The 17903-nt window shown below is 68.1% G+C and carries 20 protein-coding genes; 9 read left to right on the top strand and 11 right to left on the bottom strand.

Annotated elements, in window-relative coordinates:
• Positions 1-39: 39 nt before the first annotated feature.
• Together J7E89_RS21900 and J7E89_RS21895 are read right to left on the bottom strand one after the other, a co-directional pair.
• Positions 40-237, bottom strand: coding sequence for a DUF6381 family protein (locus J7E89_RS21900; protein WP_214976052.1), 198 nt, complete (start codon positions 235-237; stop codon positions 40-42).
• Between the two features lie 97 nt (positions 238-334).
• On the bottom strand, positions 335-1390 hold the full coding sequence (locus J7E89_RS21895) for an esterase-like activity of phytase family protein (protein ID WP_214976051.1): 1056 nt from the start codon (positions 1388-1390) through the stop codon (positions 335-337).
• Here J7E89_RS21895 and J7E89_RS21890 point away from each other — a divergent pair.
• Positions 1389-2165 carry a GDSL-type esterase/lipase family protein gene (locus J7E89_RS21890; RefSeq protein ID WP_251060886.1) on the top strand — a complete coding sequence of 259 codons (777 nt, stop codon included), beginning with the start codon at positions 1389-1391 and terminating at the stop codon, positions 2163-2165. The two genes, J7E89_RS21895 and J7E89_RS21890, sit on opposite strands and share 2 nt — an antisense overlap.
• A 160-nt stretch (positions 2166-2325) precedes the next feature.
• On the opposite strand, the gene J7E89_RS21885 is transcribed toward J7E89_RS21890, so the two are convergent.
• Positions 2326-2691: a hypothetical protein gene (locus tag J7E89_RS21885; protein ID WP_214976050.1), complete on the bottom strand. Its 366-nt coding sequence runs from the start codon at positions 2689-2691 to the stop codon at positions 2326-2328.
• A 117-nt stretch (positions 2692-2808) separates the two neighbouring features.
• Positions 2809-3471 carry a GPP34 family phosphoprotein gene (locus J7E89_RS21880; protein ID WP_214976049.1) on the bottom strand — a complete coding sequence of 221 codons (663 nt, stop codon included), beginning with the start codon at positions 3469-3471 and terminating at the stop codon, positions 2809-2811.
• Positions 3472-3766: 295 nt separating this feature from the next.
• Here J7E89_RS21880 and J7E89_RS21875 point away from each other — a divergent pair, with 295 nt between their 5' ends.
• Entirely contained in the window at positions 3767-4171 is a 405-nt protein-coding gene (locus J7E89_RS21875) for a peptidase inhibitor family I36 protein (RefSeq protein WP_214976048.1), read from the top strand.
• A gap of 227 nt (positions 4172-4398) precedes the next feature.
• Positions 4399-5550, top strand: coding sequence for a hypothetical protein (locus J7E89_RS21870; RefSeq protein WP_214976047.1), 1152 nt, complete (start codon positions 4399-4401; stop codon positions 5548-5550).
• A 59-nt stretch (positions 5551-5609) separates the two neighbouring features.
• Here the strand turns inward: J7E89_RS21870 and J7E89_RS21865 are convergent, their stop codons facing one another.
• A complete protein-coding gene (locus tag J7E89_RS21865) occupies positions 5610-6380 on the bottom strand; it encodes a class I SAM-dependent methyltransferase (RefSeq protein WP_214976046.1) in 771 nt (256 codons plus the stop codon).
• 328 nt (positions 6381-6708) lie between these two features.
• Between J7E89_RS21865 and J7E89_RS21860 the strand changes: the two genes are divergently transcribed.
• Positions 6709-7707, top strand: coding sequence for an aldo/keto reductase (locus J7E89_RS21860; protein WP_214976045.1), 999 nt, complete (start codon positions 6709-6711; stop codon positions 7705-7707).
• Positions 7708-7918: 211 nt separating this feature from the next.
• On the opposite strand, the gene thpR is transcribed toward J7E89_RS21860, so the two are convergent.
• Positions 7919-8488, bottom strand: a complete 570-nt coding sequence (thpR, locus tag J7E89_RS21855; protein WP_214976044.1) for an RNA 2',3'-cyclic phosphodiesterase — start codon at positions 8486-8488, stop codon at positions 7919-7921.
• Between the two features lie 99 nt (positions 8489-8587).
• On the opposite strand from thpR, the gene J7E89_RS21850 reads away from it, so the two are divergent.
• Positions 8588-8827, top strand: coding sequence for a BrnA antitoxin family protein (locus tag J7E89_RS21850; RefSeq protein WP_214976043.1), 240 nt, complete (start codon positions 8588-8590; stop codon positions 8825-8827).
• On the top strand, positions 8824-9195 hold the full coding sequence (locus J7E89_RS21845; RefSeq protein WP_214976042.1) for a fic family toxin-antitoxin system, toxin component: 372 nt from the start codon (positions 8824-8826) through the stop codon (positions 9193-9195). The genes J7E89_RS21850 and J7E89_RS21845 overlap by 4 nt, the downstream gene beginning before the upstream one ends.
• 72 nt (positions 9196-9267) lie before the next feature.
• On the opposite strand, the gene J7E89_RS21840 is transcribed toward J7E89_RS21845, so the two are convergent.
• Together J7E89_RS21840 and J7E89_RS21835 are read right to left on the bottom strand one after the other, a co-directional pair.
• Entirely contained in the window at positions 9268-10695 is a 1428-nt protein-coding gene (locus tag J7E89_RS21840) for an MFS transporter (RefSeq protein ID WP_214976041.1), read from the bottom strand.
• 31 nt (positions 10696-10726) lie between these two features.
• A complete protein-coding gene (locus J7E89_RS21835) occupies positions 10727-11164 on the bottom strand; it encodes a MarR family winged helix-turn-helix transcriptional regulator (RefSeq protein ID WP_214976040.1) in 438 nt (145 codons plus the stop codon).
• A 120-nt stretch (positions 11165-11284) separates the two neighbouring features.
• Between J7E89_RS21835 and J7E89_RS21830 the strand changes: the two genes are divergently transcribed.
• Positions 11285-11467, top strand: coding sequence for a toxin-antitoxin system HicB family antitoxin (locus tag J7E89_RS21830; RefSeq protein WP_214976039.1), 183 nt, complete (start codon positions 11285-11287; stop codon positions 11465-11467).
• Between the two features lie 6 nt (positions 11468-11473).
• Here the strand turns inward: J7E89_RS21830 and J7E89_RS21825 are convergent, their stop codons facing one another.
• Positions 11474-12925: an NCS2 family permease gene (locus tag J7E89_RS21825; protein ID WP_214976038.1), complete on the bottom strand. Its 1452-nt coding sequence runs from the start codon at positions 12923-12925 to the stop codon at positions 11474-11476.
• A 188-nt stretch (positions 12926-13113) separates the two neighbouring features.
• On the opposite strand from J7E89_RS21825, the gene J7E89_RS21820 reads away from it, so the two are divergent.
• Positions 13114-13434 (top strand): DUF2530 domain-containing protein, encoded by a 321-nt coding sequence (locus J7E89_RS21820; RefSeq protein ID WP_214976037.1) that lies wholly within the window; start codon positions 13114-13116, stop codon positions 13432-13434.
• 112 nt (positions 13435-13546) lie between these two features.
• On the top strand, positions 13547-15961 hold the full coding sequence (locus tag J7E89_RS21815) for an HAD-IC family P-type ATPase (RefSeq protein WP_214976036.1): 2415 nt from the start codon (positions 13547-13549) through the stop codon (positions 15959-15961).
• A gap of 34 nt (positions 15962-15995) precedes the next feature.
• Here the strand turns inward: J7E89_RS21815 and J7E89_RS21810 are convergent, their stop codons facing one another.
• Complete coding sequence (locus J7E89_RS21810; RefSeq protein ID WP_214976035.1) at positions 15996-16835, bottom strand: calcium-binding protein; 840 nt, start codon at positions 16833-16835, stop codon at positions 15996-15998.
• Positions 16836-17009: 174 nt separating this feature from the next.
• Positions 17010-17840, bottom strand: a complete 831-nt coding sequence (locus J7E89_RS21805) for a DUF5707 domain-containing protein (protein WP_214976033.1) — start codon at positions 17838-17840, stop codon at positions 17010-17012.
• Positions 17841-17903 lie beyond the last annotated feature (63 nt).

Here is a 17903-nt window from a genome sequence, read left to right as displayed (position 1 = left end):
ATCGGCTCGTGATGATGCTGAGGTCATACGACCGTACGACTACTCAGGCAGGTACCCCTGCTGGCCGCCGCCGCTCATCTTGCCCTCCTGCTGGCTCTGCTCCCGCAGCCGGTCGGCCTTTTCCATCAGCTTCTGCCGTTCCTGCGGATCGGTTGCGCGGTCCGCGGCCTCCCTCAGCTGGTCGGCCTTCTGGCGCATCTGCTCCGCACGACCACGGGAATCGCCTGTAACGCTCATCGTCACTCCTTGACGGTAGGAAGAGCGGGTCCCCTTCAGCGAACCAGGCCATAGTCACCGTCGCACGTCGAAGGGTCACGCTGCGTTACGCCACCACCTATGACCGCCGCCGCAGCAGCCGCCTCAGCCCGACAAACGCGGCGATCACGCCCCCGAGCACAACGACCCCAAGAGTGACGTCGCCGCCACCGTCATCCCCACTGCCGCCGGCGCCATCGCCCCCATCACCGCCACCACCGCCAGACCCCTTTTCGCCGTCACCGGAACTCCCCTCTCCCGACGGCGACTCGGCTCCGGAGTCCCGCTTCCCCTTGACCTCCACCCGCTCTACGTCACTACCGACGCCCTCCGAGCCGAACATCATGGCCGTCCCGTCGGCCGTGTACGTCACCGACTCGGCCTGTCCCTGGAACGGCGCGCCCACCCCCCGGTCGGCCCCGAGCCGCCCGCTGTCCTTCCAGTCGTACGCACGGGCGCTGAAGTAGGAGCGCAGCACCAGCTCCTTCCCGTCCGGCGAGAACGCCCCGTCCGTCACCCACGGCACCTTGCCCACCCGCCGGAAGACGTTCGTGCCGCCGGCCGACAGCCGGGCGGGCCCCTCGTACAACCCGCCGCCGTCCTCGTTCTTGCTGGCGATGTAGACGCGGCCGGTCTTGGGATGCACCATCAGCGCTTCGGCGTTGCGGGGCCCGTCGGCGTACTTGACGGTGAACTGGGTAGCGTCGACCGTCGCGTTGGTGAGTTGCTTGGGCTCGGGAAAGCGGTAGATCCACACGTGGGTCCAACTGCCGTCGAGGTTGTCGCCGATGTCACCGACGTACACGTTCCCGTCGGGCCCGATGGAGATCGCTTCGACGTCGCGCGGCGCGCCGATCCCGCGCATGGTGAGGGTCGCGACCGTATCGCCGCTCTTGGAGTCCACGGCGTAGATGAACGCGCCGTCGTCGCTGTCGTTGTGCGTCCAGTAGATGCCGGGGTGGATGCGACTGGCGGCCAGGCCACTGGACTCGGCGATCCGTGGGTCCTTGATCGTGAAGCCGTCGTCGGCGGAGGCGGTGGTGGCGGTGGCGGTGGCGGTACCGGCCGCCGCGAGGAGGAGAAGGGCAGCGGCGGCACTGGGGGCGACGACGTACGAGAGCAGGAGCAGGCGCATGGCCCAAGTGTTCATCATCACGTCGCAGGCCACGGCGGTGATCCGGGATGATGGCGCAATGCGCTTCCTGTTCGTCGGCGACTCCATGACCATCGGGCGCGCCGGCGACTTCACGTGGCGCTATCGCATGTGGCAGCACCTGGTGACGTCGTACGGCGGCCCCTTCCAGATCGTCGGCCCCCGCACCGAGCTGTACGACACTTTCGCGAACGCACCGCTGTCGTACGAGTACGCCGACCCGGCCTTTCCGGCGCACGCCCGCCGCCACCTGTCGGGGTGGGGGGAGGGCTGGCTGCACATGGCGCCGCTGATAGGGGAGACGGTCGCGTCGACGAAGGCGGACGTCCTGCTGGTCTCGCTGGGCTTGATAGACCTCGGCTTCTACACGGACGCGGCCCAGACCGCCGACAACGCGGAACGCTTCATAGCGGAGGCGCGGGCGGCGAATCCGGGGGTGCGGATGGTGATCCACCCGGTGATTCCCAACGTCCGGGCGGAGTCCGACGCCCCGTTCGCGGCGGAGTGCGACCGCTTCAACGAGCTTCTGACGAAGGCGGTAGCGAACCTGGACGTGCCCGGCACGTCCCCGCTGCTGCTGGCGGCGCCTCATGCGACGTACGACATCCATGTGGACACGTACGACGGAACGCACCCGGGCCCGACGGGCGAACACAAACTGGCGGCGGCTTTCGCGGACGCGATGTACGAGGAGTGGGGCTTGGGAGCGCGGTACGCCTGCGCGCCGAGTGGTTTGTTCAGCCCCAGCCGGGCGTAAGGCGGTGGCCTTGCGTGTCCGGGTTCGTTGGTTGATCCGCAAGCGAGCCCAGTTGAAACGGCTTTCGTCACCTGGGAGCGCGTCTTCTCCGCGCTGATGCTGGGCAGTCCCGGCGGATTCCACAATCGTGCGCGCTCATCAGCATGCGGAGCTGACGGGGTCAGCCGGTCTGGAACCATGTCCAGATCGCGAGCCCTGTGGGGACCGGGCATGCCACCGCGCCCACGAGAAGCAGACGGCTCGCCGTAGCCAGGCGGCGGATGCCGGGTGCGAAATACAGAGCTGCAAGTGCGGCAGCAGAGCCGGTGACGGTCAGGGCACATCGCAGAAGGAAGCTCCCGACAGGTGCCCCGGCGGCCAGGCCCCACACCGCCGTCAGGCTCACGAGACACATCAGCCAGGCCAGCGACGCAAAGGTCACCGCCCACAGGATGCCTGCCAGCACGCGGACGGCGGTTCGCCCCTTGCGAAGTTGCCGCGCCGGCTGCCATGGCCCGTACAGGGTCGCGTATGTGTGGGGGTTCACCGTCGGTTCCTTCCGTGAGGGTACGCACGATCCTCACAGCGCGGTCACCGCCACCGCATGGGCACGGATGCTCATCTCTACGCGGGCTCGTACTCAACTGACCATCTGGTCCGTGGTCTAACTCCCGGCCGTGGCGGCCGTGACCACGGTGACCGCGACCATCGCCGCCTGCATGTCGCGGATGGCGGCGCGGACGCTCTCGGCCGCCCATTGCCCGGCGGCGACCTCCGCCATCCGCGTGGTGACCTGCTTGCGCGGGCTGTCGGGAAAGGCCAGGCGGTGCAGCTTGGCGGAGTGGATCAGCGCGATCAGGCCCGCCGTCCGTGTGGCGGGCTCGGCGCCGCCCAGCACGACGGCGCGGAGCCGTTCCCGCAACTCAGCCTCGACGGCGCCATCGGCCTCGGGATAGCGGCGTATCGGGAACACACCGAGTGCCTTGTGCTTCTCCTCCACGACCACTCCGCGCTTGCACAGGCTCTCCAGAGCCGCACCGACGGCCTTGGTTTGGTCCTTCGTGAGCCACTCCGTCACCCGTCGCTTCTTGCGGCCGCGCAGCCAGGCCTCGATCAGTGCCGTCCGGCTGTCGAGCAGTTGGTCCCCGGTCGGCGTCGTGTCCGTCAGTTCGAGGTGCTTGTCTGCAACGGACACCCGTCCGGCCAGGACCAGTTCGAGCAGGATCCCTCCTGACACTGCCCACCCAGCGGCTTGCCGCTGCTTCGCCGACCCGGACTCATCGTCCAGGGACAGCAGCATGATTTCCTCGGCCAGTGTGATCGCCATAGCCCTACCCCCGTGTACGCCCAGTGATCGCCTTCTCGTGATCAGACGCCCGGAACCGCGAAGGGGTTCCCCCGCCATTCCGGCTCTAAAGGACTGCCCCGCCGTGGCCTCGCCTACGGACCGGCGGTGTTGCTGGTCGGCCTTCGTGGCGACGTACCGCGACGTCCGTTAATTGCAGGGGCATTGTGGCCGATTGGCGCTCTTGGCCTCCCGCGCCCGCCTCCTTAGCGTGGGCGCGTCGCTCATTGACCCGGGCGACGGGGGAAGTCCCTTGAGGGAGAGGAAGTACTACATCATGCCCAAAATCCGTACGGCGCTCGCCGGCCTCGGCACAGCCGCCCTCCTCGCCACCGTAGCCGTCCCCGTGGCATCCGCCGCGCCGGCCGACGAGCAGGCGTGGGGGGCCTGCGCCAGCGGGAACGTCTGCTTCTACACGGGGGCCAGCGGCACCGGTTCCAAGTGTTCCTGGAGTGTCGCCGACGAGGACTGGACGCAAGGCTCCATCCGTTGCTCCTGGTCACAGACCACGAACGTGAAGTCGGTGTGGAACCGGGGCACCAGCTCAGCCAGCGGTGTCGCCTACTACCAGTGGCGCAACTACAACACCCGCATGGGCTGTACGCCTCAAGGCCAGCGAGGCAACCTGACCGGAACGTACATGCTCAAGTCACACCGCTGGATCAGCGGCTCCTGCGGCTGATCCGACACCTGATCCCGACATCCTGATTCACCACTGCTGCCCCGCCGGGATCTGGCGGGGCAGCGGTGTTTTCGGGAATTCCGCAGTCCGGTTTTCAAGGCCTTGATACTCCGTACAAGACGTCGAGGCGACCGGTTTTCCGTACAGCGATCAACATCCCGAAATCCACACCCTCTGCATAGCCTTCCGGTTGGCATTCACGCCTTCAAACGGAGAGCACATAACCCATGTTCAAGAACACTTCCCGCAAGCTGCGCACAGTATCGCTCCTGTTGTCCACGGCCGCTGTAGGTATGGCCTTTGCGGCCTCGCCTGCGAACGCCGCGGCGACCCCCGCCTGGGAGACCCTCTCGCAGCCCATTGCCAAGGCAACCTCGGCCTTCCTCCCCTTCGACACGAAAAACGCCTTTGCCACGACCACGGAGTACTGCAGCGACTGCACGACTCCCACGCACAAGCTGTGGCAGAAGACCGGGGAGGCCGGAGAGACCGGGGAGACCTGGAAGCAGTTGGCGCGACCCACCGGGGTCGGCCTCGACACATTGACCGGTACGGCCCCTGACGATCTGTGGGCCATCGGCCGCACGTACACCTTCTCGGTCAACCACTACGACGGCACCAAGTGGTCGCCCAATCTGAGCCCCGACGCCGAGAACTTAGCGATACGGGACGCCAAGGCCGTGAGCCGCACCAGCCTCTGGGCCGTCGGCAGCACCCAGCGCAGCGACGCGCCCGGGAAGAAGTACCCGACGGTGACCCACTGGAACGGCACGAACTGGAACAGCATCAAGTTCCCCGAGGTCGAAGGGAGTCTTGAGGCTCTCGACGTAAAGTCGGCGAACGATATCTGGGCCGTGGGTTCCCGCGACTCCGGCAAGCCGGCCAACGAGCGTTACCAGGCGCTCGCCCTGCATTACGACGGCACCAAGTGGACCGAGGTGCCGGTGCCTTCGATACCGAAGGTGGGTACGGAACTCGGCGGCGTCATCAACAACGGGCCGAACGATGTCTGGGTGTCCGGGACAACCAACGACGGGCAGGTTACGGGCGCCAAGACGGGCGCGTACGTCACCCACTGGGATGGGAAGAGCTGGACCCGTCGGGACATTCCGGTCACCAAGTGGGCCGAAGTCAGCTCCTTCGCCAACTACGGCGGACAGCTCTACGCCGGGCTCGGCGGGCTCGGCAACACCGACCCGAAGCTGGTCCGCTGGACCGGTTCCGCCTGGGAGCAGGTCGGCGGCCTGAACTCACCCATCACCGGCGTCAGGGCACTGACCACCACGGCGGACGGTTCGCTGTACGTCAACAGCGGTTACGTGACCTTCGGCAGCGGCGTCTACTACCTGCAGCGACTGGCCCCGCCCGCCGCACGCTGACACTCCCTGCCCTCATAACTGCGATGCCCCGGACGGATTTCCGTACGGGGCATCGCGGGTCACGAGCTCTGGGCCTCCCGGCGAAACAGCGCCGTCCAGAGGAAGGGCTCGCCGAAGGCCGACGACTCCGCCGGTTCGTCGCGCATGCGGCGCAGTTCGATTTCCGTCAGACCGTCGTCGGAGAAGATCCACCGCAACGACTCCGCCGTGTACGCGAGGCCGCCATGCAGCCGGGACTGGCGGTACAACTCCGCATCGGGGACTTCGGAGCCCATGCCCACCTTGCCCGCCTCGCCCGCCGCGAAGCAGGTGAGGGCGAAATGCCCGCCCGGCGCCAGCGCCCGGTCGAGAAAGGCCAGATAGCTGATGCGGCGGTGCGGCGACAGGTGGTGGAAACAGCCGGAATCGTAGATGAGGTCGTACGGGCCGCCCAGTTCGGCCAGGTCGCCGTCCGTGAGCGCGAAGGCGTCAGCGCACCGGAACCGGACCTTGGCCTCCGCCTCGCGGGCGCGGTCCTCGGCCCAGGCGATGGCCGCCGGGGACAGGTCGATCGCGTCCACCTCCCAGCCCAGCGAGGCCAGGTGAAGCGCGTTGCGGCCCGGCCCGCAGCCCAGGTCCAGTGCGCGGCCCGGGGTGATCAGGCCCCGCTCGGCGTACGTAACCAAATTCTCGTCCGGCTTCGCCACGAAGAACGGAACCGGCTTGTCGCGGTCCGCGTAGAAGCCGTCCCACCACTCGGCCGCATCGGCCGTCCAGCGGTCTGCATCCCGCGCGAACAGGCCGTCCAGGAGGGTCAGTACGTCGTCCACAGTGCGTATGTTCCGGTCCATCCGGCTCCCCTTTCCCGATGGGGAAATCGTAGGCCTGCGCGACACAAAATCCCAGGTCAGACGGCATGTCCGGATGCTGCAGCCAGCCGTCTGAGTGCCCCGCGAACGAAGGAAGACCTCCCTCTGCCCGCAGTCCGTCGCAGACCGCCCACCACCCCACCGAACGGCGCCACGGGGCCAATTCGAGCCGCCCCGAGCGGAGTTTCTCACCGTCACTCGTGCTGGAGGCCGACCAAGTATACGACCCGTATACGACCCGTACACGACCCGTACACGCCCTCTGGGTGCCCTTGCTTCGAGCGTGCTCGAAGGCGTTGGCTTGTCACCCATGAAGTACACGCAGCTCGGACGCACAGGACTCAAGGTCAGCCGCCTCGTCCTCGGCACGATGAACTTCGGGCCCCAGACCAGCGAGGCCGACAGCCACGCCATCATGGACGCCGCCCTCGCGGCAGGCGTCAACTACTTCGACACCGCCAATGCCTACGGTTGGGGCGCCAACAAGGGGCGTACCGAGGAGATCATCGGCTCCTGGTTCGCGAAGGGCGGCGAGCGGCGGGACAAGACCGTCCTCGCCACCAAGTGCTACGCCAACATGTCACTGGACGACACGCCGCCCTGGCCCAACCACGACCGCCTCTCCGCCCTCAACATCCGCCGGTCCGTCGACGCCAGCCTGAAGCGGCTGAAGACCGACTACATCGACATCTACCAGTTCCACCACGTCGACCGGCACACGCCGTTCGAGGAGATCTGGCAGGCCGTCGACGTACTGATCCAGCAGGGCAAGATCCTTTACGCCGGTTCGTCGAACTTCGCCGGCTGGCACATCGCCCGCGCCAACGAGACCGCGCGGCGGCTCGGGTCGTACGGCCTGGTCAGCGAGCAGTGTCTGTACAACCTGGCCGAGCGGCGCGCCGAGATGGAGGTCATTCCGGCCGCGCAGGAGTACGGCCTCGGGGTCGTCCCGTGGTCGCCGCTGCACGGCGGGCTGCTCGGCGGCGTACTGCGCAAGGAGCGCGAGGGCGGGGCGGCCCGCTCCGCGTCCGGGCGGTCGGCGGACGCGCTCGCGAACACGACCGTGCGCGCGCAGGTGCAGGCGTACGAGGACCTGCTGGCCAAGCACGGTCTGGAGCCCGGCGAGGCGGCCCTGGCCTGGCTGCTCACCCGGCCGGGGATCACGGGGCCGATCGTCGGGCCGCGTACGGCGGAGCAGCTGGAGTCGGCGCTGCGCGCCGTCGAGCTGGAGCTGACGGAGGAGGTGCTGGCGTCGCTGGACGAGATCTTCCCGGGGCCGGGACCGTCTCCTGAGGCGTTCGCCTGGTAGCAGTCCGGCAGCGGTACCAGCCGGAGGTATCAGGCAGAGGTATTCGTGTCGCCGTGGCGCCTCAGCCGGCGCGGCTAGCCGCCGATCGCGGCCGCCACGGCGACGACGACGAGCAACAGCACGAGTACACCGGCCATGATCTGGTTTCTGCTTTTCGGGTCCACGCATCGAGCGTAACCGGACACCGCGCCCACTCCTCCGCCGCCCCGCGTCAGCCCCCCAGCGGCCAGATCCGCACCGCCTCGTACCGCGGCTGCGCGCCCGGCACGCCGGCGACCGGCGGGTTGCTGCGCATGAGAGCAAGCTCACCCACCGTCCACGGCTCGCCCTCGAACGTGGCCAGCACCTCGACGTACGGCCGCAGGTCGGTGTCGAAGCCGGTGCGGCCGCGGGCGATCGTCAGGTGCGCCTTGTACGCCCGGTGCTCCTCCATCGCCACCCCGGCCCGCCGCGCCGCCGCGTCCGCGCGGTCGGCGAGCAGCCGCATCTCGTCGATGCCGCCCGCCGCGCCGGCCCACAGGGCGCGCCGGCCGAAGTGGCCGCCGCCGTGGACGCGGAGGGGGAAGGGGGCCTGGCGGGCGGCGGCGCGGCCGAAGCGTTCCTCGACGACGGGGAGGAGCTCTTCGTCCACCTCCCCGAGGAAGGCGAGCGTGAAGTGCCAGCCGTCACGGCCCGTCCAGCGGAGTCCGTCCGTACCGGGGAGAGTGTGCAGTCGGTCGACGGCGAGGCCTAGCTCGTCGAGGGCCTTTGCGGGTGGCAGTACGGCGGCGAAGAGTCTCATACGACCATTTTCCGGCACGCGCTGATCGACTGCGGTCGCTGGCCACCCGAAGGTGCTCTTCCACTTTCACCTGCGCAGACAGCATGCAAACATGGCCGCATGGCTACCAGGATGCTCAGCGTGCGCATAGACAGCAAAGCTCTTGAGTCGATCAAGGAGCGAGCCGCAGCGCGCGACATGACCGTCCAGGAGTACGTCGTCACCACGCTCCAGCGGGACGAGTTCACTGAGCGGTACAAAGAAGCGGTGCTTGAGACGTTCGAGCTGTACGGCGACGTGCTCGCCGAAGCCGATCTCGCAGACGACGCTCCGCCCCACACAGAGACCAAGGCCGCATGACTCATCACCTCGACCTGAGCCAGCTGTTGTGGACTGCGGAGCAAGTCCCCGGCGACCCTCAGGCGGACGACCTCGGCGTACTGATCGCAGGGTCGGCCCGAACCCAGGCCAAGGCCTTTGACCATGAGGTGTACGGCTCAGTGCCGCTGAAGGCAGCTGCGCTCATGCAGACGCTTGCCTTGCTCGCCCCCTTGGAGCGCAGCAACAAGACCTTCGCCTTTGCTGCGGCCCGCGCGTTCATGCGTGCCAACGGCTTGCGCCTCCAGCCGCCGCCGGACGAACTGCGGAAGGTCCTGGCGTCCATCCGGCCAGGCGCCGCCGGGGTTCGCGCCCTGAGTGAGCACCTGCACCGCTGGGCCCAGCAATAGCTGCCCGCACAGACGACGCGGCCCCGGACACTGTCTGTGTCCGGGGCCGCGTCGTCAGGGCGTCAGACCCGCCTACGCCACCGTCGCGAGCTCCTTCGCGCGTACGGCGTTGTCGTCCTCCCGCTGGACCGGGACCTTCGCGACGAACGCCACGTGCTGGTGGCCCCGGCGCAGGTCCAGCTTCAGGCGCAGGCCCCCCAGGCGCGCCAGTACGACCGCCACGCCCACGCCCGCCAGCAGCGAGATCGCGCCGCCTGTCGCGAAGCCGACGCGTGCGCCGTAGGTGTCGGTGACCCAGCCGAGGAGGGGCGCACCCACCGGCGTACCGCCGGCGAAGACCATCATGTAGAGGCTCATCACGCGGCCCCGCATCGCCGGGTCGGTCGCCATCTGAACGCTCGTATTGGCGGTGATGTTGACCGTCAGGCCGAGCATGCCGATCGGCACCAGCAGGATCGCGAACAGCCACAGCGCGGGCGAGAACGACGCCGCGATCTGGAGCAGGCCGAAGGCCATCGCCGCGGCGACCAGCATCCGCAGCCGCGACGAGCGGCGGCGGGCGGAGAGCAGGGCTCCGACCAGCGAGCCGGCCGCCATCAGGATGTTGAAGACGGAGTACAGCCCGGCTCCGCCGTGGAAGACGCCGTCGGCGAAGGCACTCAGCCAGATGGGGAAGTTGAAGCCGAACGTGCCGACGAAGCCGACGAGGACTATCGGCCACATCAGCTCGGGGCAGCCCTTGACGTACCGCAGGCCCTCCCGCAGCTGGCCCTTGCCGCGCGGGACTCTCTCGACCTTGTGCATCTCGCTCTGGCGCATCAGCAGCAGGCCGGCGAGCGGGGCGAGGAAGGACAGGCCGTTGAGCATGAACGCCCATCCGCTGCCGATCGTCGTGATCAGTACACCCGCGACGGCGGGGCCGATCAGGCGGGCGGACTGGAAGTTCGCCGAGTTGAGGCTGACCGCGTTGCGCAGCTGGTCGGGGCCGACCATCTCGGACACGAAGGACTGGCGGGCCGGGTTGTCCACGACCGTGACCATGCCGAGCAGGAAGGCGATCAGGTAGACGTGCCAGACCTGGATGTGGCCGGAGAGAGTGAGCGCCGCGAGGGCTACGCCGCAGAGGCCCAGGGCGGCCTGACTGAAGAGCAGCAGGGTTCGCTTGGGGTACCGGTCGGCGATGACACCGCCGTACAGGCCGAAGAGCAGCATCGGCAGGAACTGGAGGGCCGTCGTGATGCCGACGGCCGCCGCCGACCCGGTGAGGTCGAGGACCAGCCAGTCCTGGGTGATGCGCGACATCCACGTGCCCGTGTTGGACACGACGGCGCCGGTGGCGAAGAGCCGGTAATTGCGGATCTTCAGGGACGAGAACATGCCCGCCCCGTTCTTGCTGTGCTTGTTGTTCTTGTTGTTCTTGTTGTTCTTGTTGTTCTTGTTGTTCTTGTTGTGGTGGGTGTTCGGTGCGGGGGCGGAGTCTGCTCCGGATCCCGTACTCAAAGTGGGTTCGCCTCCTTGGCGGCGCGCGGGGTCAGAGGTGTGCGAGCTTCTCCAGAACGGGGGCGGCAGCGCGCAGCTTCGCCCATTCGTCCTCGTCCAGACCTTCGGCGAGCCCGGCCAGCCAGGCGTTCCGCTTGCGGCGGCTCTCTTCGAGCATCGCCTCGGCGGTCTCGGTCTGGCTGACCACCTTCTGCCGGCGGTCGCCGGGATGCGGCTCCAGCCTGACCAGTCCCTTGGCTTCGAGCAGCGCCACGATGCGGGTCATCGAGGGCGGCTGCACATGCTCCTTGCGGGCCAGCTCACCGGGGGTGGCCGAGCCGCAGCGGGCGAGAGTGCCGAGCACCGACATCTCGGTCGGGCTCAGCGATTCGTCGACGCGCTGATGCTTCAGGCGCCGGCCCAGCCGCATGACGGCCGAGCGCAGGGAGTTCACAGCGGCAGCGTTGCCGGCGTGCGACAGGTCAGGCATGTATTTAGCGTAACTCATTACCCACACTAAAGACCAGCCGAAACGGCCCCTCACCCGTACGAGTGAGATCGCTCCGGAAAGTGACGCGCCGCCAGGGGCCGGGCCGCGACGCTGTCCCCCATGGGATCGACAGTGCTCAGCCTGCGAATAGACGGTGAGCTTCACGACCGTCTCCGGGACCATGCCGCCAAACGCGGAATGAGCGTCCAGGACTATGTGATCCGGACGCTCATTCGCGACGACTTCGACGAGCGCTTCCAGACGGCGGTCGACGAAACAGAGAAGTTCTACGGCATTGCGTGAGGCCGCTTACGTGAGTTGCAGCGCCGGCATCAGGTAGTAGAAGGCGAAGACCGCCGACACCGCGTACATCGCCACCGGCACCTCGCGCCCGCGCCCGGCCGCCAGCCGCAGCACGCAGAAGGCGACGAAGCCGATGCCGATGCCGTTCGTGATCGAGTACGTGAACGGCATCATCACCATCGTCAGGAACGCCGGGATCGCGAGCGTGTAGTCGCTCCAGTCGATGTCCTTGACCGAACCCGACAGGATCAGGAAGCCGACCGCCAGCAGGGCCGGCGTGGCGGCCTGCGACGGCACCATGGTGACCAGCGGCGTCAGGAACAGTCCTACGGCGAAGAGGCCGCCGGTGACGACGTTCGCCAGGCCCGTGCGCGCGCCCTCGCCGACACCCGCGGTGGACTCCACGAAGCAGGTGGTGGCGGAGCTGGAGGTGGCGCCACCGGCGGCGACGGCGATGCCGTCGATGAGCAGCACCTTGTTGACGCCGGGCAGGTTGCCCTTCTCGTCCAGCAGCTTGGCCTCGTCGCTGACGCCGAGGATCGTGCCCATCGCGTCGAAGAAGCAGGACAGCAGCACGGTGAAGACGAAGAGGACGCCGGTCAGCAGACCGACCTTCTCGAAGCCGCCGAACAGGCTCACCTGGCCGACCAGGCCGAAGTCCGGCGAGGCTACGGGGTTGCCGGGCCACTCCGGGGTCGTCAGACCCCAGGACTGGACGTCCGCGACGGCGTTGATGACGACGGCGACGACGGTCATTACGACGATCGAGATGAGGATCGCGCCCGGCACCTTGCGGACGATCAGCGCGAGCGTCAGCAGCACACCGACGATGAAGACCAGCACCGGCCAGCCGTTGAGGTGACCGTCGGCGCCGAGCTGGAGCGGGACGGTGGTGTGCGCGGCGTCCGGGATGCGGGAGACGAAGCCCGAGTCGACCAGGCCGATCAGCATGATGAAGAGGCCGATGCCGATGGCGATGCCCTTGCGCAGGCTGATCGGCACCGCGCTCATCACGCGCTCCCGCAGGCCGGTCGCGACGAGCAGCATCACCACGAATCCGGCGAGTACGACCATGCCCATCGCGTCGGCCCAGCTCATGCGGGGCGCGAGCTGGAGCGCGACGACGGTGTTGACGCCGAGGCCGGCGGCGAGGGCGATCGGCACGTTGCCGATGACGCCCATCAGCAGCGTGGAGAACGCGGCGGTCAGCACGGTGGCGGTGACCAGCTGGCCACCGTCGAGCTGGTGCCCGTACATGTCCTTCGCGCTGCCGAGGATGATCGGGTTCAGCACGATGATGTAGGCCATCGCGAAGAAGGTCGCGAGACCGCCCCGGATTTCGCGGGCGACGGTGGAGCCCCGCTCGGAGATCTTGAAGAAGCGGTCGAGACCGTTCTGCGACTCCGAGGGAGACGGCGGCTGCTGGGCGTCGACCGTAGCCGTGGCCGAGGGAGACATGCGTGACCTCATGCGAGAGAAGGGAAGTGGTCGACCTTGGACATTCTTGGATGTTCAGATGAACAAAAGCGGTCACACCAGAGCCGTTTCAGTATGAATACATAAGGGGAAGATCGGTATCTCCGCGCGTAGAGCCATGGGGCGCCTGGCCCGACCGCACCCATGTATGTGCCGCCTACACTGTCCCCATGGCGAAGTGGACCCCCAAGCACGAGGCACCCGAGCCCCTTGAGGGGCCCGTCGTCGCCACCATCGTCGGCGGCACGATCCTCTGGTTCGTCCTCTTCCTGGTGCAGCTCCCCTTCTACGGCTGGTTCGACGACCGGGACGCGACGTGGTGGGTGTGGACCTGCCTGGCCGGCGCCGGACTCGGGCTCATCGGCATTTGGTACGTGCGCGGGCGCGACCGGGCGATCAAGCGTGCGGAGGCCTCGAAGGCGGCGGACCGGACGACACGGACGACCTCTGGCGACGGCACCGGAACCCCCGCCCCGGACCCGGACGCGTAAACCCCCCGAGGGGAACGGCCCGTACAACCACAGGCCCATCCCCGTCATACTCCGGTCCGATCTTCCGCCACTCGACGGGTCAATCAGCACATCCGGTCGTACCGTCGAATTCATGACGCAGCGGGCAGAGATCAATACCGACGGGACCGTCGTGGGGCCCCGGCCCACCGGGCTCACCACTGCCGAGGTCGCCGAGCGGGTCGCCCGGGGCGAGGTCAACGACGTACCGGTGCGCAGCTCGCGCTCCGCCGTCGAGATCATCCGGTCCAACGTCTTCACCCGCTTCAACGCGATCATCGGCGTGCTGTGGGTGATCATGCTCTTCGTCGCGCCGATCCAGGACAGCCTCTTCGGCTTCGTCATCGTCGCCAACACCGCGATCGGCATCGTCCAGGAGCTGCGCGCCAAGAAGACGCTCGACAGCCTCGCCGTCATCGGCGAGGCCAGGCCCAAGGTCCGCCGCGACGGTGTGTCCGCCGAGGTGTCGACCTCCGAGATCGTCCTCGGCGACCTGGTGGAGCTCGGGCCCGGCGACAAGGTCGTCGTCGACGGCGAGGTCGTCGAGACCGACAGCCTGGAGGTCGACGAGTCACTCCTCACCGGTGAAGCCGACCCGGTGCTCAAGCAGCGCGGCGAGCAGGTGATGTCCGGCAGCTTCGTCGTCGCGGGCGGCGGCGCGTTCACCGCCACCAAGGTCGGCCGCGAGGCGTACGCGACCCAGCTCGCCGAGGAGGCGTCCCGGTTCACGCTCGTCCACTCCGAGCTGCGCAGCGGCATCAACCAGATCCTCAAGTTCGTGACCTGGCTGATGGTCCCGACGTCGATCGGCCTGATCATCAGCCAGCTGGTCGTCAAGGAGAACGAGCTCAGGAACTCCGTCGCGCGCACGGTCGGCGGCATTGTCCCGATGATCCCCGAGGGCCTGGTTTTGCTCACCTCGGTCGCCTTCGCGGTCGGTGTGATCCGGCTCGGCCGCAAGCAGTGCCTCGTGCAGGAGCTGCCCGCGATCGAAGGCCTCGCGCGGGTCGACGTGGTCTGCCTCGACAAGACGGGCACGCTCACCGAGGGCGGCATGGACGTCACCGAGGTGCGACCGCTGGACAGCTCCGGCTCCGGCTCCGGCTCCGACGAGGCGTACGTACACACCGTGCTCGGCGCCCTCGGCGAGTCCGACCCGCGGCCGAACGCCAGCCTCCAGGCGATCAAGAACGCCTACCCACACACCGACTCCTGGCGCTGTACGCAGGCGCTGCCCTTCTCCTCCGCCCGCAAGTACAGCGGGGCGAGCTTCACCGAGGGCGACGGCAGCAGCAGCTCGTGGCTGCTCGGCGCGCCCGATGTGCTGCTGCCCGAGGGCGACCCGTACCTCGACGAGATCGACCTGCTCAACAAGCAGGGTCTGCGCGTCCTGCTGCTCACCCGCGTCACCCCGGACCGGGGCGGACTCGACGACCCGCAGGTCACGGACGGCTCGCACGCGACCGCCCTGGTCGTCCTGGACCAGCGGCTGCGCCCCGAGGCCGCCGACACCCTCCAGTACTTCGCCGAGCAGAACGTCGCCACGAAGGTCATCTCCGGCGACAACGCGGTGTCCGTCGGCGCGGTGGCGGCCAAGCTCGACATGCCGGGCGCCGCGAACACCATCGACGCCCGTACGCTGCCCGCCGAGCGCGCGGAGATGGCGCAGGCACTGGACGAGAACGCGGTCTTCGGCCGGGTCACCCCGCGGCAGAAGCGCGACATGGTCGGGGCGATGCAGTCGAAGGGCCACACGGTCGCGATGACGGGCGACGGCGTCAACGACGTACTCGCGCTCAAGGACGCCGACATCGGGGTCGCGATGGGCTCGGGGTCGGAGGCGACGCGGGCGGTCGCGCAGATCGTGCTGCTCAACAACAGCTTCGCGACGCTGCCGTCGGTGGTGGCCGAGGGGCGCCGGGTCATCGGCAACATCACGCGGGTCGCGACCCTCTTCCTGACGAAGACGGTCTACTCGGTGCTGCTGGCGATCCTGGTGGTCTGCTCGCAGGTCGAGTACCCGTTCCTGCCACGGCACTTGACCCTGCTGTCGACGCTGACGATCGGCGTCCCGGCGTTCTTCCTGGCGCTGGCGCCCAACAAGGAGCGGGCCCAGCCGAACTTCGTACGCAGGGTGATGCGGTACTCGATCCCCGGCGGCATCATCGCCGCGAGCGCGACCTTCTGTACGTACCTGATCGCCCGCACCCACTACCGGGGCCCGGACGCCCTGCCCGCCGAGACGAGCACCGCGACGCTGACGCTCTTCCTGGTGTCGATCTGGGTGCTGGCGATCATCGCCCGCCCGTACACCTGGTGGCGCGTCGGCCTGGTGGCCGCGATGAGCCTCGGCTTCGTCGTCGTACTCGTGGTGCCGTGGCTGCAGGAGTTCTTCGCGTTGCGGCTGGTCGGTACGACGATGCCGTGGCTGGCGGTGGGCATCGCGGCGGTGGCGGCGGCCGCCCTGGAGCTGGTGTGGCGCTGGGTCGGCCGCCGCTTTCCCGCTTAGCGCGGGTTACTGCCTGGGTGCGCTCGGGTGGTGCTTAGCGCACGTCGAGGTAGTCGCCGGCGGCCGTGACCGGGGCGGTCGTCGACGAACCCGCGAAGGTCCAGCGCCAGTAGCCGTCCGAGGCGGCGGTGACGGTGGTCTTCAGGTTGCCGGTGCTGTTCGTGTTCACCGTCTTGACGGTGCTGTACGTGGTGGTGCCCGCCTTGCGGAACTGGAGCTTCGCCGGCTGGGCGGAGTAGCCGGCGTAGACGTCGGTGTCCCAGTTGGCGCGGGCCAGCTTGCCCGTGATCGTGATGGTCTTGCCCTTCACGACCGGCTCCGGGGAGGCGTTGGCCGTCAGCGTCGAGGCGCGCAGGATCTTCGTCGTACCGGCGACGCCGTTGGTGTGCGAGTCACCGTCGTTGCCGATGGCCGAGACCCACAGCTTCCAGGTGCCGGCGATCTTGTTCTCCATGGCCGCCGGGTCGATCTCGATGCTGTACTTGCACGTCGAGGTCGTCGCGTTGACCTCGGTGCAGGTGCCGGTCGGGCTGGTCGGACCGAAGAAGCCGATGGCGTCTTCCTCGGGCTTGTCGCCGGGGCCGTTCCACAGGAACGAGTGGATCTCGAGGATCCCGGCCGCGTCGGTCGCGGTGACCTCGGCGGTGATGGTCTTCGTCGCAGTGGTGCCGAGCGAGAGAGCCTTGCCGCCGTTGACGACCACCTTCGTGATGCGGGTGTCGCCGTCGATCTCGTCGGCCGGTGCCTGAGAGGCGAAGGCCGCTGCCCGGTCGGAGGCCGGCTTCGGCTCGTAGTCGGCCTGGGCGGCCGGGACAGCGAAGGCGGAGAGAGCCAGGGCGCCGGAAACGGCAGCCACAGTGGTACGAATGCGCATGAAAGTCCCCATTTTTTATGCGACCCCGCCGTGTTTTCCCCCCGGCGGAATCTTGGAATGCTCGATCGAGCACGAGACGGCGGCCGCCTTGAGCCGAGCTGGCTCCGGGGCGGCCGCCGCTTGTTTCAGTGCTGCATGATCAGTGCTGCGTGATCAGTGCTGCGTGATCAGTGCTTAGCGCACGTCGAGGTAGTCACCGGCCGCGGAGACCGCGGGGGTGGTGGACGTACCCGCGAACGAGTAGCGCCAGTAACCGTCGGACGCCGCTGTGACGGTCGTCGACAGGTTGCCGGTGCTGTTCGTGTTCACCGTCTTGACGGTGGTGTACGTGGTGGTGCCGGCCTTACGGAACTGGAGCTTCACCGGCTGGGCGGAGTAGCCCGCGTAGGTGGACGTCTCCCAGTTGGCGCGGGAGAGCTTGCCCGTGATCGTGATGGTCTTGCCCTTCACGACCGGCTCCGGGGAGGCGTTGGCCGTGAGCTTCGAGAAGCGCTGGACGCGGTGCGTCTTGTACGCGTCCTTCCACATCATGTCGCCGTCCTTGCCCAGGGCGGCGGCCGTGACCTTCCAAGTGCCCGCGAGGGAGTTCTTGTACAGGTCGAGCTGCGGGTCGACCGTGATCGTGAGCTTGCACGTCGACGTCGTGGCGCTGGACGCCGTGCAGGTGGCGACGTCCTCGTTCGGGACGAGCCAGCCGTCAGAGTCGTCGACCGACGCGCCGTGCCAGAGGTCGATGTACGCGTCCTCAATGCCGGACGGGTCGGTCGCCGTCAGCGAGACCGTGATGGTCTTCGCTGCCGTGGTGCCGAGAACGATGTCCTTGCCGCCGTTGATGACGACGTTGGAGATCGTGGTGTCGCCGACGATCTCGTCGGCAGGAGCCTGTCCGCCGAAGGCCGACAGGCTGCCCGGCTTCGGGGAGTCCTCGGCCTGAGCGACCGGGACAGCGAAGGCGGACAGAGCCAGGGCGCCCGAAACGGCGGCCACAGTGGCACGAATGCGCATGTATGTACGTCCCCACATGAATGCGACCCCGCCGTGTTTTCCCCCCGGCGGGATCTGGAGTGT

Source organism: Streptomyces sp. ISL-100 (genome assembly GCF_018614615.1).
Taxonomy (GTDB): domain Bacteria; phylum Actinomycetota; class Actinomycetes; order Streptomycetales; family Streptomycetaceae; genus Streptomyces.
This window is presented reverse-complemented; position numbering and strand designations above follow the sequence as displayed.